The sequence below is a fragment of the Mangrovimonas cancribranchiae genome (genome assembly GCF_037126245.1).
In the GTDB taxonomy this organism is placed as follows: domain Bacteria; phylum Bacteroidota; class Bacteroidia; order Flavobacteriales; family Flavobacteriaceae; genus Mangrovimonas; species Mangrovimonas cancribranchiae.
The window spans coordinates 2,990,136-3,015,130 of record NZ_CP136925.1 but is presented as its reverse complement, the minus strand read 5'-3'; the positions used below and the strand labels follow the sequence as shown (position 1 = coordinate 3,015,130).

The window sequence follows — 24,995 nt, the reverse complement described above, 5'->3', positions numbered from 1 at the left end:
AATATCGTTACTTAAATGTCTTTTATTTAGCTTACTAATTTATAAAGCCTTAGCGGTTTTATACGTTAAAGGTTTTATAAAGTTACTTGCAACTTATAGATTTTCATTGAACAGATTAAGCTTTTTTAGCCAAGCTGTTTTACGTTCCAAAAGGAAAATATCTAGCAATAAGAAAACAATTGCAAATCCTAAAAACCATTGAAATTGGTCTTTAAAATCGGCAAACTCTTTGGCTTCAAATTCGGTTTTGTCCATTTTGTTTAAAATATCGCGAATGTTTTCAACAACTTCGTTTGTGTTTCGCCCATTGATGTAAGCACCATTGGCTTCATCGGCAATGGCTTTTAAGGTATTTTCATCGAGCTTGGTAATTACCGTTTCGCCTTGACTGTCTTTTTTATAATTCAGCACCACGCCATTTCTTTTAATGGGAATTGGGCCACCTTTTACATCGCCAACACCTATGGTAAATATTCTAATCCCTTCGTTACTAGCTTCTTCAGCAACATTTGCAGCAACATCGGTATGGTCTTCACCATCGGAAATAATAATTAAAATCCGATTGGTTTGTTCTTCATTATCAAAATAGGTTTTTGCTAGCTCAATAGCTTCACTAATTGCTGTTCCTTGCGATGATAACATATCGGTGTTCATATTTTGAAGGAACATTTTTGCTGCGGCATAATCGGTTGTAATAGGCAACTGCGGAAAGGCTTTCCCTGCATAGGCAATAATACCTACGCGGTCGCTAGCTAAATTGTTGATAATTTGCGTTACTAATTGCTTGGATTTTTCCAAACGGTTAGGTGCAATGTCTTCAGCCAACATACTTTTAGATACATCAACGGCAAAGACAATATCAACACCTTCACGTTTTACGGTTTCTAATTTGGTGCCTATTTTAGGATTAACCAAGGCCAATACCAAACACGCTATGGCCAAACTCCAAACTACTAGTTTTAGAATGGCTTTGAATAGCGACTGGTTGGGACTTAGTCGTTTTAAAAGGGCTTTGTCGGCAAAGCGTTTTTGGGTGCGTTTTTTCCAAAACTGAAGCACTAAAAACATAAGCACAACTATTGGAATAACCAATAATGCCCAAAACCATATTTTTTCTTCTAATTGAAAATAATCCATTTGCTCACAAATTCATCAAATAAAACTTCTAAAAATAGTATGTCTCAATAACACTTCTAGTAACAATAATAACCCGGCCAATAATACTAATGGTCGGAATTTTTCTTGGTAATTGTAATATTTAAATTCTTCTATTTCGGTTTTTTCTAGTTTATTAATCTCATCGTAAATCTCGGCTAATTTCTGATTATTGGTCGCTCTAAAATAGCGTCCACCTGTCACCTCGGCAATTTCCTTTAATAAATCTTCGTCTATTTCAACTTGAACACGACCGTATTGAAAATTACCATTAGGTAAAATGGCTACTGGCGATAGCGCCATCCCGTTAGTTCCTAAACCAATGGTGTACGTTTTTATGCCATATTCAACTGCTAATTCACTAGCAATTTTAGGGTCGATAAATCCAGAGTTGTTCACTCCATCGGTTAACAAAATAATGACTTTACTTTTCGCTTTACTATCTTTTAATCGGTTTACTGCCGTGGCGAGGCCCATTCCAATGGCGGTTCCGCCTTCGATAATATTGTTGTATTTTATATCATCCAAGGAACGTAACACAATGGCTTTATCACTGGTTATAGGTGTTTTGGTGTAACTTTCGCCTGCATATTCTACTAAACCAATGCGATCGTTTGGACGACCTTTTATAAACTCTGAAGCAACATCTTTTAACGCTTCCAAACGATTTGGGCGTAAATCCTTGGCTAACATACTTGCCGAAACATCAATGGCCATGACAATATCAATACCTCGCGTGGTTTTTGTTTTTGTAGATACATCAACGGTTCGTGGCCTTGCCAATGCTGTAATAATTAATACTAATGCTAATAAACGTAACAAAAACAAGGAATGCCTTAGTTTGGGCAACAACGAACTTGTCGATTTAAACCCTTTAAGGCTTGACATTTTTAGCTCGGCTGTTTGCTTGTTTCTTTTAAACACATACCATATTATTGCTACTGGCAAGAGTAGTAATAACCAAAAGAATTCTTTATTTAAAAACTCAATTCCTTCTAACATTATTCTTCTGTTTCGGGTTTTTCAGGTTGTAATTCTACTGAATTTATTATACGGTCTACCATATCATCAGCATAGGTGTCATTTTGTGGCCAAGTAATAATAATTTGCTGTAAGACGTTTTGCGATGTAAAATGCAATATGGTATAATTGGCTGCCATATAATTTTCGGTTTGTAAAATAGGCACACTCATTGTTCCGTGAGTTTTTAATCCTTCAGCACCATTTGGGGTTGTGAATTTATCTTGTTTTACAAAAATATCGCTAATGCCTTTTTGCTCCATACCTTTAATCACATTATCAGCAACCATACTTAAATCTATTTTTGGAGCTTGCTGTTGCTTTTGACCTTGAGGCTGTTGCACTTGTTCAAAAACCGATGTTACTACCGTAACGCTAAACATATCTAGCATTGTACCGTAATTAAAGCCAATAGTTTTAGTGTTTTGTTGGGTCTCTTCTAGTATTGGAATTTCAGTACGCTTTAATACTTTGGGTGTAGAAATAGTTATAGGCGGCACACCATAATCGCTAGTTATCCAATGCCCTTCTAGCAACTCTTTACTTTCATGACCAATAATGGTATCTTTTACGTAAGTAAACCCATATTTTACACCAAATCCAATAAATGTAGCTATGGCCAAAAACACACAAATAGCGACTGTAATAACAACCTTTTTGCGTTTTTGCTTACGTTCTTGTTCTTCTTTATATTTTTCGTCTAATAACTTTTCTTCTTCCGTTGGTTCTGGAAGGGCTTCTTTTACATGATCGATTTCTTGGTCTATGGTTTGCCTATCCAACTCGGCCAAGGCAACATCTGGAGCAGATTTGGCAAACTTAACCAAATCGGCACGTCGTAAAATGACTTCTAATTTCTGAATATCATTCTTGCTGATATCTATTTGATTACCTTCCTTTAATAAATTCAATCGCGTTATTAATTCATCGGTTGTGCTTTCTAGAGCGCGATCGTAAACCTTTTCGTCAAGATATCTTCTAATGATGAAGGTTAGCTCAGAATAGTATTCCTTTAATTCTTCATTTTGTAGAAAGCTACTATCATCTAATTGTTTCAAGGCTGCCTTGGCTTTGTCGTAAGGTGGCAACATCGCTATTTTTTCGTCTTCAGTAAGTGGTTTTTTGCGCCATATAAACCAATATAACAAAAAGGCAATAATAGCTAAAACACCAAGTACTATTAGTGCTGTTTTCCACCAATTGCTTACGGGTTTTTCTACGGCAATAAGCGGCTTGATGTCGTACATACCTTGTTTTGTGGTATCGACTTGAATGGGATTTACCGTAACTCGAAGCGAATCGGTGAACAAGGTTTTATCGCCAATAAGAATTTTTTGCCTCGGAATGGTGTATGCTCCCGAATCGAATTGGGTTAAACCGTATTTTTTGATAAGTTGAAACTTGGTGTCTTGCTTGGTCGTGTCTATTTTGTATGACTCGATCATTTCCAATGGCATAAAGGTTTGTCCTTCGGGGAAGATGACCAAATCGGTAGAATCGGCTTCCACTTCAATTTTATAGGTGATTTGTTCGCCTATTTTTATGGAAGTAGAATCGATAGATGACGTAACTTGAGCTTGAGAAAACAAAGAAAACAGAACAAAGAAAAGAGACAAGGCAACCTGTGTTACTTGTGTCTTTTTTAAATTCATAATTCGTAAATTGTAATTCATCATTTTATCCTCTTCGTTTAAAATAGCCCAATAATTTTTTTACATAGCTTTCATCGGTTCTACAAGCTAAACTTCCTGCACCCGATTTGGTAAAGCTCTCTTTAAAATAAGTCACTTTTTCTCTGTAAAAAGCTTCATAATTGCGACGCACTTTTTTGGATGCTGTATTTATCAGCTGTAATTCGCCTGTTTCTTCATCTTGCATTTGTACCATTCCTAAATTTGGGATTTCAACTTCGTGTTTATCATACACGCGAATACCTGTAACATCGTGTCGTCCCGAAGCAATTTTTAACGTATGTTGATAATCATCTGAAATAAAATCGCTCAACACAAAAACAATGGCTTTCTTTTTCATAACGTTGGAAAGAAACTTCAATGCCTCGGTAATGTTGGTTTGCTTGCTTTTGGGCTCAAACTCGATAAGTTCTCGAATGATACGTAATACGTGAGAACGCCCTTTTTTTGGTGGAATATAAAGCTCCACCTCATCTGAAAATAAAATCAACCCTATTTTATCATTATTTTGTGTTGCTGAAAAAGCTAACGTAGCGGCAATTTCGGTAACAATCTCGCTTTTAAACTGCTGGTCGGTACCAAAAAACTCTGATCCTGACATATCAACCATCAGCATCATCGTTAGCTCGCGTTCTTCTTCGAAAACCTTAACATAGGGCTCGTTATAACGTGCCGTAACATTCCAATCGATATTTCTTACATCATCACCAAATTGGTATTGGCGTACTTCGGAAAATGTCATACCACGCCCTTTGAAGGTAGAATGATATTCGCCTCCAAAAATATGATCGGACAACCGTCGTGTCTTGATCTCTATTTTGCGTACTTTTTTGAGTAATTCCTTAGTATCCATTTTTTAGTTTGCAGTTTTCAGTTTGCAGTAAGCAGTTCTAAAAAAGTATTCATTGCACAGTGTTTAATAACCTCATAAAAGCTGAACGCTGAATACCGCTAACTCTTTATGGTACTTCGATTTCGTTAACAATTTTGTTGATGATGTCAACCGAGGTTACATTTTCGGCTTCGGCTTCGTAAGTGATTCCTATTCTGTGGCGCAATACATCGTAAACCACTGCGCGAACATCTTCAGGAATAACATAGCCACGACGTTTAATAAACGCATAACATTTAGCAGCATTGGCTAGGTTGATACTACCACGTGGCGAGGCGCCAAAGGAAATTAATGGTTTTAAATCGGCCAGTTTGAATTTCTCTGGATAACGTGTTGCAAAAATGATATCCAAAATATATTTTTCAATTTTTTCATCCATATAGACCTCGCGAACGGCTTGTTGTGCTTTTAAAATTTGCTCTAACGACACTACTGGATTTACTTTCTCGAATGCGCCTTTTAAGTTGGCACGAACAATAAGTTGCTCTTCGTCTTGCTTTGGATAATCGATAACCGTTTTTAGCATAAAACGGTCTACCTGTGCTTCTGGTAACGGATAGGTTCCTTCTTGCTCTACGGGGTTTTGTGTGGCCATTACCAAGAATGGTTTGTCTAACACAAAGGTTTCGTCGCCAATAGTTACCTGCTTTTCTTGCATCGCTTCCAGTAATGCCGATTGCACTTTGGCTGGCGCACGGTTAATTTCATCGGCTAAGACAAAGTTGGCAAAAATAGGGCCTTTTTTAATGGAAAAATCGTTTTCCTTGATGTTATAGATTAAGGTACCAACAACATCGGCTGGCAATAAATCTGGTGTAAATTGAATTCTGCTAAAACTTCCATCAACAGCTTGAGATAAGGTATTAATGGCTAATGTTTTTGCTAATCCGGGAACACCTTCAAGTAGAATATGGCCTTGTCCTAAAAGACCAATAAGCAATCGCTCGACCATATGTTTTTGGCCAACAATAACCTTATTCATCTCTCTGGTAAGTAAATCAACAAAAGCACTTTCGCGTTCTATCTTTTCATTAATTGCTTTAATATCAATTGTACTTGTTTCTTCCATCATTTTTCTAAGTTTTAAAAAGCTCGAATATAGTTTGCTTATTTGAGTGATGCAAATTGTTAATTTTTTTTCTGTAGCGCTGTTAATAATTGGTTAAAAAATAAGGGTTTCACATAAGTTTAAGAGCAATATGTTTTCTAAATTTAACCTATCGATTTAAAAAAATGAGTAAAACCTATTCTGATATAATTGCAGGCACCATGAATTGGGGAGCTTGGGGCAAACAACTTTGCACTAAGGACATGGCTGATTTAATGTACCATTGCTTGGATTGTGGCATCACCACATTTGACCATGCAGATATTTATGGCGATTATTCTACTGAATCTGAATTTGGAAAAGCACTTGCCGATAGCAACATCAAAAGAGAAGACATACAACTGATTAGCAAATGTGGCATCCAATATTTAGGAAATTCTCGCCCTGGAAACAAGGTAAAACACTACGATTACAACAAGAATTATATTATTTGGTCTGTTGAACAGTCTTTAAAAAACCTACAAACAGATTACCTTGATTTATTGCTTTTGCACAGGCCTAGTCCTTTGTTAAACCCTATGGAAGTTGCAGAAGCCATAACAACTTTAAAAAAAGCAGGAAAAATAAAAGATTTTGGAGTCTCAAACTTTTTACCTTCGCAAATAAATTTGCTTCAAAAGTACATTGAGGTTTCAGTAAACCAACAGGAATGTTCCATTACACATTTTGACCCCTTACTTGATGGCAACCTCGATTATTTACAAACCCACAACATACAAGCTATGGCGTGGTCGCCTTTGGGATCTTTTTTCAAGGAAGATACCTCTCAAACAAAACGCATAGACAAAGTCTTGTGCCATTTACAAAAGCAGTACAATGCTAGCAAAGACCAATTGCTCTTGGCCTGGTTACTAAAACACCCCGCAAACATTATACCTGTCGTTGGCACTACAACTCCAGAACGTTTGACTTTTGCCATTGAAGCCTCAAAAATCGATTTAAGCCAACAGGATTGGTTTGCACTACTCGTAGCCTCACAAGGACATAAAGTACCATAAGCTATACAATATGATTAACAAACGCCTCCTCATAAAAAACTTGCTCGCTCATAACGATGAGAACAGTTTTTATGATAAAAAGCGTAAAATTGATATTGGTCAAAAAGAAGGCAAAGCCAAGTTTTTAAAACATATTTGCGCCCTTTCCAACAGCAATCCTAAAAACAACTCTTACATTGTAATAGGTGTTGATGATGAGGACAACAATATAATAGGCGTCGATTTTTTTGATGACAGCAAAATACAAAACCTCATCAACGCTTATTTAACCAATCCGCCTATTGTTCAGTACGAGAACATTCCGTTTCCACATTTGCCAGACGATAAAGTTGTAGGGTTGGTAACCATTAGGCCTAAAGGCGATGACTCTATAACATCGCTTAGAAAAAACATTTGGAAATATTATGGTGGCTCAGTGTTTTTTAGAGACGGCAGCATGAGCATGCCCAAAGTATTTGACATAGAGATTAAGGATGTTAATTCTAATATTGTTTCTCAAATTGAGCGACATGCGCAAAACAACATAGAACACACTTTAGATGGTGTTTTCGATTTTATGAAAACCCGCGAAGATTTTAATCCACAGTATAAAGTATTCAAGGAATATTTTGTAGTGTGTTGGGCAGGATTGAAAAAAGTGGTTAAAGATGACATTTACTTTTCTCGAGTAGACATTAAACTCATTAACGAACAAGTGCGATTATTTTATTCTAATTTAGATGAAGTATCGATTACCTATGATGACGATAATTTTAAGATTATTGAATACGTAAGTTTAGGGCTTCAAAATTCTTATAAATACTATCCGTTGGAGGAAACTATTTTCAGTTTTGACAATAACGGATCGTATCAAATAAATAGCGAGCTTTTATTCCAGCCGCCACAATTCGACAAAAAAGTATTGCACCATATTTACAATGCTAACAACGCTATATTGGAGAAACTAAAAAAGGGGTTAACCTTAAACAAAACAGAACAAGCCGATATTAAAAATCTTCCGGCCACCTATTTACTTTGTTATTTAAACCTATTTCACGAAGCCTTAAATAAGCTTCACGAAGCCAAACCCTACCTTAAAGCGTATAATGATGATGTGTATTCGTTATACAAAGATGCTATTAGAATTTTAAGAAAAGTAAAATACAGTTAACTAAAAATCATCCGTTTATATGGTTTTTTTTACCATTCGTAGTTTTTATTTTACCTTAATTATATTTTTTCAGAATTTAGTTTCGCTATTAATCAATTAAATAAACAACCTGCTTTTTACGAAAAACATTTCGTGTAAGCAGGTTTTATTATATAAAGTTGCCACTAAATCTTTATAAACGATTTTTTCATGGCTTTTTAATTGAACCTTTCTTATTCAAGAATATAAAAAAGGCTCATTTCAAAAAAGAAATGAGCCTTTTGTTTTAATGATTTTTTATGATTTTATAAATCAAATTTAATCCCTTGTGCTAAAGGTAATTCGGTTGTATAATTAATGGTATTTGTTTGACGACGCATGTATACTTTCCAAGCATCAGATCCAGACTCACGCCCTCCACCTGTTTCTTTTTCACCTCCAAAAGCGCCTCCTATTTCGGCTCCCGAAGTTCCAATATTTACATTGGCAATACCACAATCCGATCCTTCTACAGATAGGAAACGTTCGGCTTCACGTAAATTATTGGTCATAATTGCTGAAGATAATCCTTGGCGAACACCGTTTTGTAAGTCTAATGCATTAGACACATCGCCTTTGTACTTCATGATATAAAGTATTGGTGCAAAAGTTTCGTGTTGTACAATTTCAAAATGGTTTTCGGCTTCTGCTATAGCTGGTTTTACATAGCATCCACTTTCATAACCTTCACCTTCTAAAACGCCACCTTCTACTAATATTTTTCCGCCTTCTTCAACAACTTTAGTTAAAGCATTTTGGTAGTTTTTAACGGAGTCCTTGTCGATTAACGGTCCTACGTGATTATTTTCATCTAACGGATTTCCTATTTTAATTTGCTTGTAGGCATCTACTATGGCATTTTTAACTTTATCATATACATCTTCATGAATAATTAAACGACGTGTTGATGTACAACGTTGTCCGCAAGTTCCTACAGCACCAAAAACAGCACCAATCACCGTATTTTTTATATTAGCATCAGGCGTTACAATAATGGCGTTGTTTCCTCCTAATTCTAACAATGTTTTTCCTAAACGACCGGCAACTTCTTTGGCTACAATTTTACCCATTCGCGTTGATCCTGTCGCTGATATTAATGGAATACGTTCGTCTTTAGTCATCATTTCACCAACGGTATAATCTCCTGTAATTAAACAAGAAATACCTTCTGGCACACCGTTTTCTGAAAATACACGTGCTGCGATATTTTGACAAGCAACCGATGTTAATGGTGTTTTTTCTGATCCTTTCCAAACACAAGCATCGCCACAAACCCAAGCTAAGGCTGTATTCCAACTCCAAACGGCTACTGGGAAGTTAAAAGCAGAAATAATCCCCACAACACCTAACGGATGATATTGTTCGTACATACGATGTCCTGGACGTTCTGAGTGCATTGTTAATCCGTGTAGCTGACGTGATAAGCCTACAGCAAAATCACAGATATCTATCATTTCTTGGACCTCTCCTAAACCTTCTTGGTAAGATTTTCCCATTTCGTAAGACACCAATTTTCCTAATGGTTCTTTAAGGCGACGTAGCTCGTCGTTAAATTTTCTTACAATTTCACCACGTTGTGGTGCTGGCATAGTTCGCCATGTTTTAAATCCTTCGGTAGCGGCTGTAATTACTTTTTCGTAATCTTCTTTTGTAGTCGATTTTACTTTTCCTATAAGCTGCCCATCTACTGGAGAATAGCTTTCAATAATTTCTCCACTTGAAAAATTATTGGCTCCTATTGATGTTCCATTATTAATATCGTTAACGCCTAGTGCTTTCAAGGCTTCAGTAATCCCAAAATCTGTAGCAACTGCTTGCATATTTTTCTCTTTTTTATATTTATTTATGTGAATTTTTGCGAATATACTAATAATAAGTCGCTTAATTAAACAATCTCTCGGGTTAAAATTTGTTAACTTTATCTTAGTTAATTAAGAATGAAAAACTACAATGACTAAAACCCACCAACCTTATTATGCTGTAATATTTACTTCAAAGCAATCTAAAAACACCATAGGATATAACGATACGGCTAAAGCCATGGAGCAATTAGCTAAACAGCAAAATGGCTTTTTAGGTATGGAAAGTGCCCGAAACGACATTGGAATTACCGTAAGTTATTGGACATCTCTTAAGGCTATAAAACAGTGGAAGCAACATAGCGAACACCTTTTAGCACAACAAAAAGGACGCACAACTTGGTACGATTGGTATCGGGTTAAAATTTGTAAAGTAGAACGGGAGTATGAATTTTAAAACATATTTCTTTTTTAATTAATACGCTGGTAACATTTTAGCCCATATCTTTACAGTCATATATTTACTATGGCTAATATTATTTTACTTTTCACATGTCTTTTTTTAGGGTTCTTTTTTAAAAAAAGCAGCCTTTTTCCTAAAGAAACACCTGTAGTTTTAAATAAGTTTGTTATCTACATTTCTTTGCCAGCTATGGCCTTACATTACCTGCCTAAAATTGAATTATCTCCAAAACTATTGTATCCTATTGGGGCTGCTTGGATAGGTTTCTTTATTGCTTTTGGTTTATTTGCCTCTTTAGGGAAATGGCTAGGATGGTCTAAAAAACTTACAGGCTGTTTAATACTAACTAGCGGTCTAGGAAATACTTCATTTATAGGCATTCCTGTTATAGAAGCGCTTTACGGAAAAGAAGGCTTAGAGACGCTTGTTCTTGTAGATTTACCAGGGTCTTTTATTATGTTATCTACATTAGGCATTATTGTGGCAACAACTTATTCTAGAGGAAAAACGAATCTAAAACAAATAGGGCGACAAATAATAAGCTTTCCTCCTTTTATTGCATTTATTGTAGGTATTTCACTTATTTTATTAAATAGAACACTTCCTGAAACGATAGATGGTGTTTTTGAAAAATTATCGTACACTATTTCTCCATTAGCATTAGTGTCTGTTGGATATCAAATTAATTTAGAAAAACGCAGCAAACACTGGAATTTTCTAATATTAGGATTAACGTACCAATTAATATTGTGGCCTTTAATTATTCTAGTGCTTTATAAAATTATTTTAAATCAATCGGGAACTGCTATTAATGTTTGTATTATGGAGGCCGGCATGGCTCCTATGATAACGGCCTCTATTGTAGCGAGTGCTTACGGTCTTAAGCCCAAACTAAGTAACATGATGGTTAGTATAGGTATTCCCGTTTCGTTTATAACTTTAGCGTTTTGGTATTGGGTGTTAACAGTTGTTTAAAAATCACCTTAAAGGGAACCCTTTCCCTGCCCACCAAGGGTGTACTTCTATGACTAAACGCCCGGATTTTACCATAGGGTCTAAATTAGCTAAACTATCGGCTATTTTGAGTGTTGGTACATTGTAAATGGTAATTCCTCTAATATCGCCATCATCGCCAAAAGGTCCAGATATATCAGCATAACCTTCTTCATACATACGGCTTAAATGCGCCAAATGTGCTTCTTGCAACTTAGCAGCTTCTTCTTCATTTTGCGAACGTATGGGACCACTTTTTAAAAACACCATAAAATACTGCTGCATTAAAATGGTATCGCCTGTTTTTTCATTTACATAATCAAAGGTTTGATAGCCTTGTTTTTTTAGTTCTTCTTTTATTCTTGCCACAGACTTTTCAGAAACAGGGTTTTCTGCAACTATAGTATCTATAAGGTTTTCTTTAACCTCTGGCTCTGTCGTAAAATCTTTTAATTCAGAAGCTTTTTCATTATCCTTACAACCCATAAAAAATAATGTTAAAGCAAAAATGGTTAAAAACTGTTTCATAGTGTTATTGTTTGTTCCACGTGTTATATGGATGTTTACTTAATTGTGAATTGTAATACTTTGATTGTCCTGTGACTTCGTCTCCTAACCAAAGTGGTTTTTTAAATACTTCGGTAACATGATTTAGTTCTACCTCTGCAACAATTAGTCCGTCGTTGTCTCCTGAAAACACATCTATTTCAAACGTATGATTTTCTACTACAACTTCATATCTTGTTTTATCAACAATACCTTTTTCGCAAAGTTTTAAAAGATTTTCGGCTTCAGTTTTACCTATTTGGGTTTCCCATTCAAAACGACTCGTTCCATCGTTAGTCGACTTTCCTTTCACCGTTAAAAATCCGTGATTTCCTTTTAATCTTACTCTTACAGTTCGTTCTGGATCTGTGTTTAAAAACCCTTGCTTTATCTTAGTTTGTGATGTCGCTTCGGCTTTAAATGCATTGGAAATCACTAAAAATTTACGCTCTATTTCAATCATTAAAAAATCAATTATTAAACGGTATTTAATGCCTAAATTTACGGTATGTTAAGTGATTTACCAATTAGAAAAATTATTCATGTAGATATGGATGCCTTTTACGCTTCTGTAGAACAAATGGATAATCCTGATTTAAAAGGAAAACCCATTGCTGTAGGCGGAAGCAGTAAGCGTGGTGTGGTAAGTGCTGCAAGTTACGAAGCCAGAACGTTTGGCGTACGAAGTGCTATGAGTGGTGTAAAAGCTAGACGCTTGTGTGAAAACTTAATTTTTGTACGCCCAAGGTTTGAGAGATATCAAGAAATTTCAAAAAAAATTCGCAAGATTTTTTTTGACTATACCGATAAAGTGGAACCCTTATCTCTTGATGAAGCCTATCTAGATGTTACCGAGAATAAAAAAGGAAATCCAAGCGCCACACTAATTGCTAAAGAAATTAGAACGCGTATTTTTAAAGAGGTTGGCTTAACTGCTTCTGCAGGTATATCTATTAATAAATTTATAGCTAAAGTAGCTAGTGATTACAACAAACCTAACGGACAAAAAACTGTAAACCCTGAAGATGTTTTACCTTTTTTGGAAGCTTTAGATATTAGAAAATTTTATGGTGTTGGTAAAGTAACCGCCGAAAAAATGTATCAACTAGGCATTTTTACAGGAAAGGATTTAAAAAACAAATCTGTAGAATATTTAGATAACCATTTTGGTAAATCTGGACGTTACTACTATCATGTGGTTCGCGGTATTCACACTAGTGAAGTGACTCCTAATCGCATAAGAAAATCATTAGCTGCCGAACGTACGTTTCGTGAAAACTTGTCTTCAGAAATATTTATGCTAGAAAAACTTGAACATATTGCCGAAGAGGTTTCTAAACGATTAACCAAAAGTAAAGTTGCCGGAAAAACAGTAACTCTTAAAATAAAATATAGCGATTTCACCCTACAAACTAGAAGCAAAACCTTACCGTATTTTATTAGCGACAAAAGCATCATTCTAGAAACCGCAAAAGATTTGTTATACCAAGAAAAGCCACAAAACTCTGTTAGACTTCTAGGAATATCGCTTTCTAATCTTAATACAGAAAAAAAAGCAAAGCAGGTTGAACCCAAAAAAGAAGTAAGCGTACAATTGCGATTTGTGTTTTAAGATTTTAAAACCTCTTTAAATAAAAAATATTACAATGCTTTTGAAAACACATTGTTTAACGTGTTAACAATATCTTCAATCTTTTTATTCTTCTCTATTTTATCTAAAACTATGGGCGGAGCTTCTCTTAACGCACAATCTTTAATAGCACAACGTTCGCAAGTTACGCCAACATCTTGCGTTTTAATAGCTTTATCATTTAAGAAATTTAGTTTTCGCTCTAATTGCTTATTAAGTAATAGACCAATGGTAATACTTCGATATTGATTAGGTTTAAACGGATCTTGCGTTGCCGATGACAAAACCAAATAGGTCATATCATCGTTTACATAATTAGAAATCTGAATATCAAATTCATGTGTTTTTTTACTTTTACTAATATCTTTTAAAACCTTTAAAGACGCCCAACGTCTACAATAATGCTCGTTAGTTTCATTGGCTCGTGGAGAATGCTGATGCGATAAATGAAGTTCTTTTTTTAAATAAAATTTATTGCTATTAGCCTTATGTGTAAACCTTAAAAAGAATAAGTTTTTAATATTAAATGCTTTGGGTAACACATTGGTTAGTCTTTGGTAAAAAGATTCTGGAGAGGCATTAAAGCTTTCCATTGTTTTTATAAACTGCGTTTTATCAAAAGTATTTTTTTCAAAAATATCTTGTAATTTCAGCGTTAATTCTTCTTTTGGTAACACCAATGCGCCTGCAAAATAGGAGGCATAAAAGTTGTTAAGTACTTGGTCGAAACTGTCAAATTTTATCCACGGAAATGTAAATAATCGATCTGTAATCTCTAAAAAATGATAGGCTATTTCTTTGGCAAAAATAAAGGCACGTTGCGCTTCATCAACACCACTTGCCAATAACAAGGTTTGAGTTTTAGGAACAAAAACCGACCGCAAATTGTCTAAGGCCTCATGCTTACCAAGTTCTGTTTCATTAATAGTATACCCGTATTCTTCAATGAGTATTTCTTCTAAATCTTTTGATTGAATAGCCTGCGTTAAATCGACCTGATATGACTTTGCAAACTTTAAAACCCTTTGCTCTAAATCGTCAAAATAATTGTTATTAGCTTCTTGAAAAGAGCGCACAGAAGCTAAGAAAAAACTTTCTCGACTAAAATTATAATGCTTAGCAATTTCTATAATTGTACTAATAAAAGCATTCACTTTAGCAGGTGCATTAGCGACAATATCTATCAGGTTACTTTCTTTAATTCCAAAAAGGTCGAAAGGAATTTCCTTTAAAATTTTAGACTGAAGTATCTCTCCTACTGGTGCTAAATTCTTATCTAATTTTAAAGACACTAATTGGTCGTAAGGCACATCTAACTTTTCAGATAAGATGGCTATTTTATCTGGTTTAGGATATTTCTTTCCCTTTTCTATTTCATTTAAATACGATTTTGATAATCCTGTAAGTTTAGACAAGCCAAACAACGATAAATTTTTATCGGTTCTAATTTGTTTAAGCTTAAGCCCAAATATGAGTTTTATATAGTCTTGTTCCATAGTTAAAAACAAAAATAAACAATTTTGCGAAACAAAAACAAAAAGCGAAAATACATTTTTAGCGAACGTTCGCTTGTTTTTTTGAAATCTTTATCATAATATTGTCTTGTAAAATTTAAATGTCATGGAAAAAACGCTTGCAAAACAGACTAAAATTCAATTTAACACCAACGTTAAAAACACGTATCCAGAACTATTAACCGATGGGGCTTTAGAATTTATTGTAACACTTCACGAAAAGTTTAATAAAACCCGCTTAGAACTTCTTGAAAACAGAAAAACACAACAAAAACACTTTGATTCTGGCGCATTCCCTTCTTTTCCAAAAGAAACGAAGAACATACGGGAACAAGACTGGACGGCAGGAACAATTCCTAAAGACCTTCAAGACAGAAGGGTTGAAATTACAGGTCCTGTGGACAGAAAAATGATTATCAACGCCTTAAATTCTGGTGCCAAAACTTTTATGGCAGATTTAGAAGACAGCAATTCTCCAACTTGGGATAATTGCATGCAAGGTCAACAAAATTTAATAGATGCCAACAAAAAAACCATTAGCTTAATAGATACTTCACGTGGCAAAACTTATTCATTAAAACAAGAAACAGCTGTACTTTTAGTAAGACCACGCGGATTACATTTAAACGAAAAACACTTACTATGTGATGGAGAAGAAATTTCTGGGAGCTTAATAGATTTTGGTCTTTATGTGTTTCACAATACTAAAACCATGCTAAAAGATGGCACAGCACCGTATTTCTATCTCCCAAAACTAGAACATTATTTAGAAGCGCGTTGGTGGAATGACATTTTTAGTTTTTCAGAAGAATATTTAAATATTCCTCAAGGCACTTTTAAAGCCACTGTCCTTATCGAGACTATAACAGCAAGCTTTCAATTAGATGAAATTATCTACGAACTAAAAGAGCATATTGTTGGGTTAAATTGTGGGCGTTGGGATTATATTTTTTCATACATAAAAAAGTTTAGAAATCACCCGAATTTTATCGTTCCAAATAGAGACCAAGTAACCATGACATCGCCATTTATGGATGCCTATTCAAAATTGGTTATTCAAAAATGTCATAAACGTGGCATATTGGCTATTGGTGGCATGGCGGCACAAATTCCTATTAAAAACAACGAAAACGCAAATGCTCAAGCTTTAGAAAAAGTACGAAAAGACAAAGAACGAGAAGTTAAAAATGGCCATGACGGTACATGGGTTGCACATCCTGCCTTGGTGAAAATTGCTATGGATGAATTTAACAAACACATGCCAACAGCAAATCAAATACACATAAAAAAAGAAGACCTAATAATTACCGAATCCGATTTAGTGGAACAACCTAAAGGCACCATTACAGAAACTGGAATTAGAAAAAATATTAACGTAGGTATTCTTTACTTAGAAGCATGGCTACGTGGTTTTGGCGCTGTAGCACTATATAATTTGATGGAAGATGCCGCAACTGCCGAAATTTCCAGAACACAAGTATGGCAATGGTTAAAAAATGAGGTGAAACTTGAAGACGGTAGGATATTCACAAAGAATCTTTACCAAATATTATTTGATGATGAAGTTGAAAAAATTATAACAGAAGTAAGTGATAGCAATATTAAAAACACCAAATTTAAATTGGCTATTGACCTATTTAACAATCTCGTTACTGCAGAAAAATTTGAAGAATTTTTAACCACTCCTGCCTATAAATACATATAAAAAAACAATCCTGCGATTGCGGCAACAATCAACAGGATCTCATTATTAATTAAAAATAACGTATTACAAAATTATGAAAAATTTAGCACAAAGCAATTACCAATCTGCACTACAAGCAGTTAAAAACCTTAAAGAAAGTTACGGCAACAGCTGGAATGCTATCGAACCTGAAAATGCCGCTAGAATGGCTACTCAAAATCGTTTTAAAACAGGTTTAGATATCGCAAAATATACAGCCGCTATCATGAGAAAAGATATGGGCGAATACGACGCTAATCCTTCACAGTATACTCAATCTCTTGGTTGTTGGCATGGTTTTGTAGCGCAGCAAAAAATGATTGCAATAAAAAAACACCATAAAACAACGAATAAAAAATACCTTTACTTATCGGGATGGATGGTTGCTGCATTACGTTCGGAATTTGGCCCATTACCAGATCAATCTATGCACGAAAAAACAGCTGTTCCAGCATTAATAAAAGAAATATACGACTTCTTACGTCAAGCAGATGCGATTGAATTAAATGATTTATTTAGACGCTTAGACAATGGTGAGGATGTTCAAAAAGACATTGATAATTTTGAAACACATATAGTCCCAATTATTGCTGATATTGATGCTGGTTTTGGTAACGAAGAAGCTACTTATTTACTAGCCAAACAAATGATTCAAGCCGGTGCTTGTGCTATTCAAATTGAAAATCAAGTATCAGACGCCAAACAATGCGGCCATCAAGATGGTAAAGTAACGGTTCCTCACGAAGATTTTATTGCCAAATTAAACGCTATAAGATATGCTTTTTTAGAGTTAGGAGTAGATGATGGGATTATCGTTGCCAGAACAGATTCGGAAGGCGCTGGATTAACTCAAAAATTACCTGTAAGTCAAACTCCTGGCGACTTAGCGTCTCAATATTTGGCTTTTGTAGAGGCTGAAGAAATTGCTATAGAAGATGCAAAAGAAGATGATGTGCTTCTTAAACGAAATGGCAAATTAGTACGCCCTATTCGATTAGAAAATGGGTTATATAAATTTAAAGAAGGTTCCAATATAGATCGTGTAGTGTTAGACTGTATTACGAGCCTGCAACATGGTGCAGATTTACTTTGGATTGAAACCCCAACACCAGATATTAAACAAATAGCTCACATGGTAAATCGAGTTAAAGCAGTTGTGCCAAAGGCCAAGTTAGTCTATAACAACTCACCGTCGTTTAACTGGACATTAAACTTCCGCAATCAAGCTTATGATGAAATGTTAGCAGAAGAGGAAAACATGACAGCTTATGATCGTAATGATTTAATGAACCCAAAGTACGATAACTCGGAATTAAGTTTTCGCGCTGACCAAAAAATCAAATCCTTCCAAAGGGACGCAGCACGTGAAGCAGGAGTCTTCCATCACCTAATTACACTTCCAACTTATCACACTACAGCGCTTCATATGAACGACCTTACAGAAGCTTATTTTGGTGAAGAAGGCATGCTTGCCTATGTAAAAGGTGTTCAAAGGCAGGAAATTAGAAAAAGTGTTTCTTGTGTAAAACACCAAAGAATGGCTGGATCGGATCTTGGTGATGACCACAAAACTTTCTTTGCTGGTGAAAAGGCTTTAAAAGCAGGTGGCGAAAAAAATACATCAAATCAATTTGAAGAATCGACTTCAAAATCAAAAAATTCAGACAAACCCTTAGGTGTTGTAGCTTGATAAGCATATTCTCTACTAAAAACATAAAATGCGTTAGATTTAAAGTCTCTAACGCATTTTTTTATATAAAAAACACTAAAAATCAATAACTTGTCTTTTTAAATTAAAAACCCGAACTTGGTCTAAAGCTAGAGACACACATAATTAATGATACACTTTTTTAGAAAAATTAGACAAAGTTTACTTTCTGAAGGAAGAACAACTAAATATTTTAAGTATGCGGTTGGCGAAATTATACTTGTAGTAATAGGTATTTTAATAGCCTTAAGTATTAACAACTGGAACTCAAATAGAATTACCTCAAATAAAAAAACCGAATATTTATTACGTATTTCTGATGAGCTTAAAGGTCAAATTAAAGAGCTAAAGTTGTATAATGATGATCTTACGACTCAAATTAAAGACAACAAACATGTTTTAAAAATTTTAGACAGTCAAAACCCCGACTCCATACCTACACTTAAAAAAATTTTAGGTAATACATCTACATTTTGGACTCTGCGACTTTCATTTCCTGTTACTGATGAGTTTAAAAATCAAAACCTGCAATCTCAAATAAAAAGCGACTCGCTTAAATTAGCCTTTAAATATTTAGAAATCTACAGAAACAGTATAGATGCCCAAAATGACTACGCTATCACTCAATATACCAACACAATAGAGCCCTTTTTTGTTAAAAAAGTAAACTATAGCGAAATAGCAATAGACTATTTCAAAGATGGTTTAATACAAGGTGGTCCAAAAACAGATTATAACACCCTAATAAAAAGCATGGAATTATGGAATATTACGACCTTTAAACTTGAAACTTTAAATACAGGTGAAAAGATTATAAATGATTTAATTACCTTTTTCGAAAAAATAATTTCATTAATTGAAAAAGAAATTAACAACCCTTAAAAACTACAGGTCGTAATTTCGGTAACACGTAAGGTATTTACCATACCTTTTTCCTGGATTGGCATAGCAGCTAAACTAATAATCATATCGCCTACCTCTACAAAACTCTCTTTACAAGCAATTTTGTTTACATCTTCAATGGTTTCATCGGTACTTACATACTTGTCGTAATAAAAAGCTCGAACGCCCCAAAGTAAATTTAGTTGTGTAAGAATGCGTTTATTAGACGTGAATACTAAAATATGTGCTTTTGGTCGCCAAGCTGAAATTTGAAATGCTGTATACCCACTATTAGTTAACGTTGAAATTACTTTAGCATCAATTTCATTAGCCATATTGGCAGCGTGATAACAAACCGATTTGGTAATATAACGCTTGGTACGAATATGTGGTGGCGATTGTGGTACTTGTATTAAATGAGAGTCTTCAACACTTTTAATAATATTAGACATTTGGCGAATTACCTGAACAGGGAATTGCCCAACCGATGTTTCTCCAGAAAGCATCACAGCATCGGCACCATCCATAACTGAGTTTGCTACATCGTTAACCTCAGCGCGGGTTGGTGTTAAACTAGAAATCATGGTCTCCATCATTTGCGTAGCAATAATAACAGGGATTCTAGCTTTTTTGGCACGTAATACTAATTGCTTTTGTACTAAAGGCACCTCTTGTGCTGGAATTTCAACACCTAAATCGCCTCTTGCTACCATTAAACCATCGCAATAAGCCACAATTTTATCTATATTCTCAACAGCCTCTGGCTTTTCTATTTTAGCTATAATAGGAATTTTATGCTCGCTATGTTCATTTATTAAAGCTTCTAGCTCCATAAGATCTTCTGCATGACGTACAAAAGATAACGCTATCCAATCTACATCTTGACTAACAGCAAAAATGGCATCTTCCACATCTTTTTCGGTTAATGCTGGTTGTGATATGTTGGTATTTGGTAAATTAACGCCTTTTTTAGAACGCAAAGGACCTCCTTGAATTACACGCGCTTTAACTTCTGATTTTTTATCTGTAGAAACGACTTCAAAAATCAATTTACCATCATCTAAAAGAATTTTTTCTCCTGGTTTTGCATCTTGTGGGAAGTTATCGTAAGTCATGTAAACACGTTCTTTCGTTCCCTCAAAACGTTTTCCTGTGGCAAAAATAATCTCATCGCCTTCGTTGACTATAACCTCACCTTTCATAACGCCTACACGAAGCTTAGGGCCTTGCAAATCGGCAAGTATAGCTGCATTATACCCATACTCGTCGTTAAGCTCTCTTATCATTTTTATACGTTCCTTAACGGCATCGTAATCGGCATGAGAAAAATTAATTCGAAACACATTAGCGCCTTCATCTAGCATTTGTTTTAACGTTTCCTTGCTACTTGTTGCTGGTCCTAATGTGGCTACTATTTTTGTTTTCTTTTGTTGTGGCATTAATAAAAGATTAAATTGTTTTTTGATTTAAGTTGACTAGCATCTATGCTATAAGCTGTTATAACATGATGTATATCTTGTATTTGATTTATGAAATGCTGCCCCACCACGGTATTGGCTTGGCCATCTTCAATTTTTAACAAATAGTTTACTTTTTTATACTCTGGCAATAAATATGTTGTTTTAAAATACGTTTTATTACCACTAAACAAACTTTGTTCGGTTTCTATTTCTTGACTACCAGATGCGAGTTCTAATTTACAGGTATTCGCAACAAGATGCCAAGTGACTTGTTTTTTATCGTCGTACCATTGGAAAATGGGAAATATTGAAGCATCTCCAAATTCAAGATCGTGTTTTTGTCTTTTAAGTTTTAGGTTTAAAGCTTGGTTAAGCAAATACGCTAACCGGTAATCCTCTATAGAGGTATGAATACCAACTAAACGATAGTCGATTTCATCAAACACATCTAGATGTAATTTACGTATACCCATAACTTAATGTTAGTCAAATATACTATATATAAGTGTTAAAAAAGTTATGTTTTCTTTAATCTTAGGTGATTTTATCAACGAAAACGTTATAGTTTAAGCACTATAACATGATGTTGATAAAAAGATTAAAAGGTTTTAGAAATTTGATTTTGGAAGACAAAAAAAGCGCGCTTGGAAGCTTTTTCTTCGGCTTTCTTTTTTGAAGTTGCGCGTGCCTTAGAAACAACTTTATCGTCGATAGATAGTTTAACCGAAAAGTGTTTTATATCGTCATTACCTGTATCTTCATAAACGTTATAATCGAATGTTTTCTTTTCTTTTTGGCACCATTCTATAAGTAAGCTTTTATAACTAATAACTTTCCCTTCTAGTTTTTCTATATCAACATAAGGGATAATGACTTTTTTATAAATAAATTTTTCGCAATTTTTATACCCGCGATCTAAGAAAATAGCACCAACTAAGGCTTCAAATAAATTGCCATGAATATTATCACCAAATTGGCCTTTGGGAATTTTACTTTCCACCAACGAAATAAGTTTTAAATCTTTACCTAGTTCGTTTAAATGCTCGCGACTAACAACTTTTGAACGCATTTTTGTTAAATAACCTTCATCGCCACTTGGGACTTCAAGATACAAATGAGATGCAATAACAGCCCCCAACATGGCGTCGCCCAAAAACTCTAATCGCTCATAATTAACAGCATTTCCATTATCGTCTTTAATATTCATAGAACGATGCGTGAAAGCCGTTTTGTAATAATGTAACGTTTTAGGCTTAAACCCTAAAATATGACGAACTGCAACAAAAAAATTCCCGTCAGAATCTGAACGGGAATTAAATATGTTTTTAATGTAACTCATTTAGGAATTAATCCATTTTTTTAAATAACACACAAGCATTATGACCACCAAAGCCAAATGTGTTACTCATAGCAACTTTAACGTCTCTCTTTTGAGCTTTGTTAAGTGTTAGATTTAATGCTGGATCAATATTTTCATCAACCGTACTATGATTTATAGTTGGCGGCACAACACCATGTTCCATAGCTAAAATGGAAGCAATGGCTTCTATTGCACCTGCTGCACCTAATAAGTGCCCAGTCATAGATTTTGTTGAGTTAATATTAATGTCTTTAGCATGATTCCCAAAAACTTCTTTAATAGCCTTTAATTCGGCAACATCGCCTAAAGGTGTCGAAGTTCCATGTGTATTAATGTGGTCTACATCTTCGGGTTTCAAGCCTGCATTTTCTAAACAATTTTTCATTACAGCTATAACGCCTATACCGTCTGGGTGAGGTGCTGTCATATGATGTGCATCGGAAGACAAACCGCCTCCAACAACTTCAGCATAAATTTTAGCGCCTCTTGCTTTGGCATGCTCGTAATCTTCAAGAATAATAGCTCCTGCACCTTCTCCTAAGACAAAGCCATCTCTTGTGGCATCAAAAGGTCTTGAAGCGGTTTCAGGACTGTCGTTTCTTGTAGATAACGCATGCATAGCATTAAAACCACCCATTCCTGCAATGGTTACAGCAGCTTCACTTCCGCCAGTAACAACCACATCACAATGGCCTAAACGAATATAGTTTAGTGCATCGATCATAGCGTTAGCCGATGACGCACATGCAGATACCGTTGTGTAATTAGGCCCCATAAAGCCATTTTTAATGGATATGTTTCCTGGTGCAATATCTGCAATCATTTTAGGGATAAAAAATGGATTGAATCTTGGTGTTCCATCACCTTCAGCAAAATTAATTACCTCGTTTTGGAAGGTTTCCAAGCCACCTATTCCTGCTCCCCAAATAACACCCACTCGTAATTTATCTACAACGTCAAGGTTTAACTTAGCATCTGCAATAGCTTCATCAGAAGCAACCATTGCATACTGTGTAAACCTATCCATTTTACGAGCTTCTTTTCTATCTAGATAGTCGGTAGCGTTAAAGTCTTTTAATTCGCAAGCGAATTTAGTTTTGAACTTTTCAGCATCAAAATATGTTATAGGGGCAGCACCACTTTTTCCATTAAGTAAGCCTTCCCAATATTCATCTTTGGTTTTGCCTATAGGTGTAAGTGCTCCTAAACCAGTAACTACAACTCGCCTTAATTCCATAAATTACGTAATGAATTACTTTGCTTCTTCTATGTATGAGATAGCTTGACCAACTGTTGCAATGTTCTCAGCTTGATCATCTGGGATTTGGATATCGAATTCTTTTTCGAATTCCATAATTAATTCTACAGTGTCTAATGAGTCTGCTCCTAAATCGTTAGTGAAGCTTGCTTCAGTTACAACTTCGTTCTCATCTACACCTAATTTGTCTACGATAATCGCTTTTACTCTTGATGCAATGTCTGACATAATTTTTAATTTTAAGTTTAAATTTAGGACGCAAAAATATAAAACTTTATGTTAATACACACCTTTGACCTAAAAATGTGATTGTAATTTACTAAAATTACTTTGAAGTATTTCAATTTTGCGTCTTAATTGTTAATAATAATTCTTTTTTTTGTCAACAACAATAGCACTATACCTATAAATGAAACGAATTGTAATTTTTGCGTCCGGTAGCGGCTCTAATGCTGAAAATTTAATCAGGTTTTTTCAAAATCGAGATGATGCTACTGTTGTTCAAGTTCTTACTAACAATCCTCATGCCAAAGTACTAGACAGGTGTAAAAACTTAAAAACCAGCGCTTTATCATTCAACCGTGTAGCTTTCACAACTACAAACGATGTTTTAAACATTCTTAAAGCATCGCAACCCGATTTAATTGTTCTAGCTGGGTTTTTATGGAAATTTCCAGATCACATCTTAAACGAATTTCCTAATAAAGTGATAAATATTCATCCAGCCTTATTACCAAAATATGGCGGAAAAGGCATGTATGGCATGCATGTGCATGAAGCTGTTGTTGCTAATAAAGAAACTGAAACGGGGATTACTATTCATTATGTAAACGAAAATTACGATGAAGGCGCCATTATTTTTCAGGCTAAATGTTACATAGACACCTTAGATAATGCAGAAGATGTAGCAGCTAAAATACATACATTGGAAATGGAACATTTTCCTAAAGTTGTCGAGAAATTACTAAATGAGTAAGAAAAAGAAAAAATATTACACCGTTTGGAAAGGTCATAACACAGGTGTGTTTGAGTCTTGGGATGACTGTAAAGCACAAATAAAAGATTTTAAAGGCGCTATTTATAAATCTTTTTCATCTTTTGAAGCGGCTAAAAAAGCCTATAAAAGTAACTATAAGGATTATGTAGGTAAGTCGAAACGTTTTAAAAGCGACCTTTCAGAAGAACAACTAAAAAAAATAGGCCTACCCAATTACAACTCCATTTCGGTTGATGCTGCATCTTCTGGAAATCCAGGAAAAATGGAATATCGTGGTGTAGACACCAAAACCAAAAAGCAACTTTTTATTCAAGGTCCTTTTGAAGAAGGCACCAATAATATTGGTGAGTTTTTAGCTATTGTTCATGGCTTGGCTTTCTTAAAACAACACAACAGTAACCGAATTATTTATACAGACTCTAAAACAGCTTTAAGTTGGGTTCGTAAAAAAAACTGTAACACCAAATTAGAACGGAACGAGAAAAACAAACCTGTTTTCGAACTTGTTGATCGTGCTGTAAAATGGCTTAAAGAAAACAGCTATACGACAATCATTGTAAAATGGGAAACTAAAGCTTGGGGAGAAATTCCTGCCGACTTTGGTAGAAAATAATCTTATTACAATACTAT

The 24,995-nt window shown here is 34.8% G+C and carries 24 protein-coding genes; 10 read left to right on the top strand and 14 right to left on the bottom strand.

The features are described from left to right. Positions 1-93: 93 nt before the first annotated feature. From R3L15_RS13955 to R3L15_RS13935, 5 genes are all read right to left on the bottom strand, one after another. Positions 94-1,137, bottom strand: coding sequence for a VWA domain-containing protein (locus R3L15_RS13955; RefSeq protein WP_338732394.1), 1,044 nt, complete (start codon positions 1,135-1,137; stop codon positions 94-96). 15 nt (positions 1,138-1,152) lie between these two features. Beyond that, the gene (locus R3L15_RS13950) at positions 1,153-2,157 is read right to left on the bottom strand and encodes a VWA domain-containing protein (RefSeq protein ID WP_338732393.1); all 1,005 of its coding nucleotides are present in this window, start codon (positions 2,155-2,157) and stop codon (positions 1,153-1,155) included. Next, positions 2,157-3,848, bottom strand: a complete 1,692-nt coding sequence (locus R3L15_RS13945) for a BatD family protein (RefSeq protein WP_405023547.1) — start codon at positions 3,846-3,848, stop codon at positions 2,157-2,159. The genes R3L15_RS13950 and R3L15_RS13945 overlap by 1 nt, the downstream gene beginning before the upstream one ends. Positions 3,849-3,852: 4 nt before the next feature. Further along, on the bottom strand, positions 3,853-4,719 hold the full coding sequence (locus tag R3L15_RS13940; protein ID WP_338732391.1) for a DUF58 domain-containing protein: 867 nt from the start codon (positions 4,717-4,719) through the stop codon (positions 3,853-3,855). A gap of 106 nt (positions 4,720-4,825) precedes the next feature. After that, entirely contained in the window at positions 4,826-5,827 is a 1,002-nt protein-coding gene (locus R3L15_RS13935; RefSeq protein WP_125467122.1) for a MoxR family ATPase, read from the bottom strand. 164 nt (positions 5,828-5,991) lie between these two features. Between R3L15_RS13935 and R3L15_RS13930 the strand changes: the two genes are divergently transcribed. Beyond that, positions 5,992-6,864: an aldo/keto reductase gene (locus R3L15_RS13930; protein ID WP_338732389.1), complete on the top strand. Its 873-nt coding sequence runs from the start codon at positions 5,992-5,994 to the stop codon at positions 6,862-6,864. A gap of 10 nt (positions 6,865-6,874) precedes the next feature. Next, positions 6,875-8,014, top strand: a complete 1,140-nt coding sequence (locus R3L15_RS13925; protein ID WP_338732388.1) for an ATP-binding protein — start codon at positions 6,875-6,877, stop codon at positions 8,012-8,014. A gap of 284 nt (positions 8,015-8,298) precedes the next feature. Here R3L15_RS13925 and R3L15_RS13920 read toward each other — a convergent pair whose 3' ends face one another. Continuing rightward, positions 8,299-9,852: an aldehyde dehydrogenase family protein gene (locus tag R3L15_RS13920; protein ID WP_338732387.1), complete on the bottom strand. Its 1,554-nt coding sequence runs from the start codon at positions 9,850-9,852 to the stop codon at positions 8,299-8,301. Positions 9,853-9,982: 130 nt separating this feature from the next. Here R3L15_RS13920 and R3L15_RS13915 point away from each other — a divergent pair, with 130 nt between their 5' ends. After that, positions 9,983-10,288 carry an antibiotic biosynthesis monooxygenase gene (locus R3L15_RS13915; RefSeq protein WP_338732386.1) on the top strand — a complete coding sequence of 102 codons (306 nt, stop codon included), beginning with the start codon at positions 9,983-9,985 and terminating at the stop codon, positions 10,286-10,288. Positions 10,289-10,357: 69 nt separating this feature from the next. Then, complete coding sequence (locus tag R3L15_RS13910) at positions 10,358-11,269, top strand: AEC family transporter (protein WP_338732385.1); 912 nt, start codon at positions 10,358-10,360, stop codon at positions 11,267-11,269. Between the two features lie 3 nt (positions 11,270-11,272). On the opposite strand, the gene R3L15_RS13905 is transcribed toward R3L15_RS13910, so the two are convergent. Together R3L15_RS13905 and R3L15_RS13900 are read right to left on the bottom strand one after the other, a co-directional pair. Beyond that, on the bottom strand, positions 11,273-11,815 hold the full coding sequence (locus R3L15_RS13905) for a YciI family protein (protein WP_338732384.1): 543 nt from the start codon (positions 11,813-11,815) through the stop codon (positions 11,273-11,275). Positions 11,816-11,819: 4 nt separating this feature from the next. Then, positions 11,820-12,296 (bottom strand): CYTH domain-containing protein, encoded by a 477-nt coding sequence (locus R3L15_RS13900; RefSeq protein ID WP_338732383.1) that lies wholly within the window; start codon positions 12,294-12,296, stop codon positions 11,820-11,822. A gap of 45 nt (positions 12,297-12,341) precedes the next feature. On the opposite strand from R3L15_RS13900, the gene dinB reads away from it, so the two are divergent. Beyond that, positions 12,342-13,445, top strand: a complete 1,104-nt coding sequence (dinB, locus tag R3L15_RS13895; RefSeq protein ID WP_338732382.1) for a DNA polymerase IV — start codon at positions 12,342-12,344, stop codon at positions 13,443-13,445. 29 nt (positions 13,446-13,474) lie between these two features. Here dinB and R3L15_RS13890 read toward each other — a convergent pair whose 3' ends face one another. Next, positions 13,475-14,959 carry a helix-turn-helix domain-containing protein gene (locus R3L15_RS13890; protein WP_338732381.1) on the bottom strand — a complete coding sequence of 495 codons (1,485 nt, stop codon included), beginning with the start codon at positions 14,957-14,959 and terminating at the stop codon, positions 13,475-13,477. Between the two features lie 124 nt (positions 14,960-15,083). On the opposite strand from R3L15_RS13890, the gene aceB reads away from it, so the two are divergent. The 3 genes from aceB (at position 15,084) to R3L15_RS13875 (ending at position 19,290) form a co-directional block, all read left to right on the top strand. Further along, entirely contained in the window at positions 15,084-16,682 is a 1,599-nt protein-coding gene (aceB, locus tag R3L15_RS13885) for a malate synthase A (protein ID WP_338732380.1), read from the top strand. Positions 16,683-16,755: 73 nt separating this feature from the next. After that, positions 16,756-18,390, top strand: coding sequence for an isocitrate lyase (locus tag R3L15_RS13880; protein WP_338732379.1), 1,635 nt, complete (start codon positions 16,756-16,758; stop codon positions 18,388-18,390). Between the two features lie 147 nt (positions 18,391-18,537). Beyond that, positions 18,538-19,290 carry a DUF6090 family protein gene (locus R3L15_RS13875; RefSeq protein WP_338732378.1) on the top strand — a complete coding sequence of 251 codons (753 nt, stop codon included), beginning with the start codon at positions 18,538-18,540 and terminating at the stop codon, positions 19,288-19,290. On the opposite strand, the gene pyk is transcribed toward R3L15_RS13875, so the two are convergent. The 5 genes from pyk to R3L15_RS13850 all read right to left on the bottom strand — a co-directional run bounded on the left by pyk (position 19,287) and on the right by R3L15_RS13850 (position 23,596). After that, a complete protein-coding gene (gene pyk, locus R3L15_RS13870; protein WP_338732377.1) occupies positions 19,287-20,729 on the bottom strand; it encodes a pyruvate kinase in 1,443 nt (480 codons plus the stop codon). The genes R3L15_RS13875 and pyk overlap by 4 nt on opposite strands. Beyond that, positions 20,729-21,223 (bottom strand): IPExxxVDY family protein, encoded by a 495-nt coding sequence (locus tag R3L15_RS13865; RefSeq protein ID WP_338732375.1) that lies wholly within the window; start codon positions 21,221-21,223, stop codon positions 20,729-20,731. The genes pyk and R3L15_RS13865 overlap by 1 nt, the downstream gene beginning before the upstream one ends. A gap of 125 nt (positions 21,224-21,348) precedes the next feature. Beyond that, a complete protein-coding gene (rnc, locus tag R3L15_RS13860) occupies positions 21,349-22,089 on the bottom strand; it encodes a ribonuclease III (protein WP_338732374.1) in 741 nt (246 codons plus the stop codon). A 7-nt stretch (positions 22,090-22,096) separates the two neighbouring features. Next, complete coding sequence (gene fabF / locus R3L15_RS13855; protein ID WP_338732373.1) at positions 22,097-23,347, bottom strand: beta-ketoacyl-ACP synthase II; 1,251 nt, start codon at positions 23,345-23,347, stop codon at positions 22,097-22,099. Between the two features lie 15 nt (positions 23,348-23,362). Then, positions 23,363-23,596: an acyl carrier protein gene (locus R3L15_RS13850; RefSeq protein WP_008269813.1), complete on the bottom strand. Its 234-nt coding sequence runs from the start codon at positions 23,594-23,596 to the stop codon at positions 23,363-23,365. A 181-nt stretch (positions 23,597-23,777) separates the two neighbouring features. Between R3L15_RS13850 and R3L15_RS13845 the strand changes: the two genes are divergently transcribed. After that, positions 23,778-24,344: a phosphoribosylglycinamide formyltransferase gene (locus tag R3L15_RS13845; RefSeq protein ID WP_338732372.1), complete on the top strand. Its 567-nt coding sequence runs from the start codon at positions 23,778-23,780 to the stop codon at positions 24,342-24,344. Beyond that, positions 24,337-24,978 (top strand): ribonuclease H family protein, encoded by a 642-nt coding sequence (locus R3L15_RS13840; protein ID WP_338732371.1) that lies wholly within the window; start codon positions 24,337-24,339, stop codon positions 24,976-24,978. The genes R3L15_RS13845 and R3L15_RS13840 overlap by 8 nt, the downstream gene beginning before the upstream one ends. Positions 24,979-24,995 lie beyond the last annotated feature (17 nt).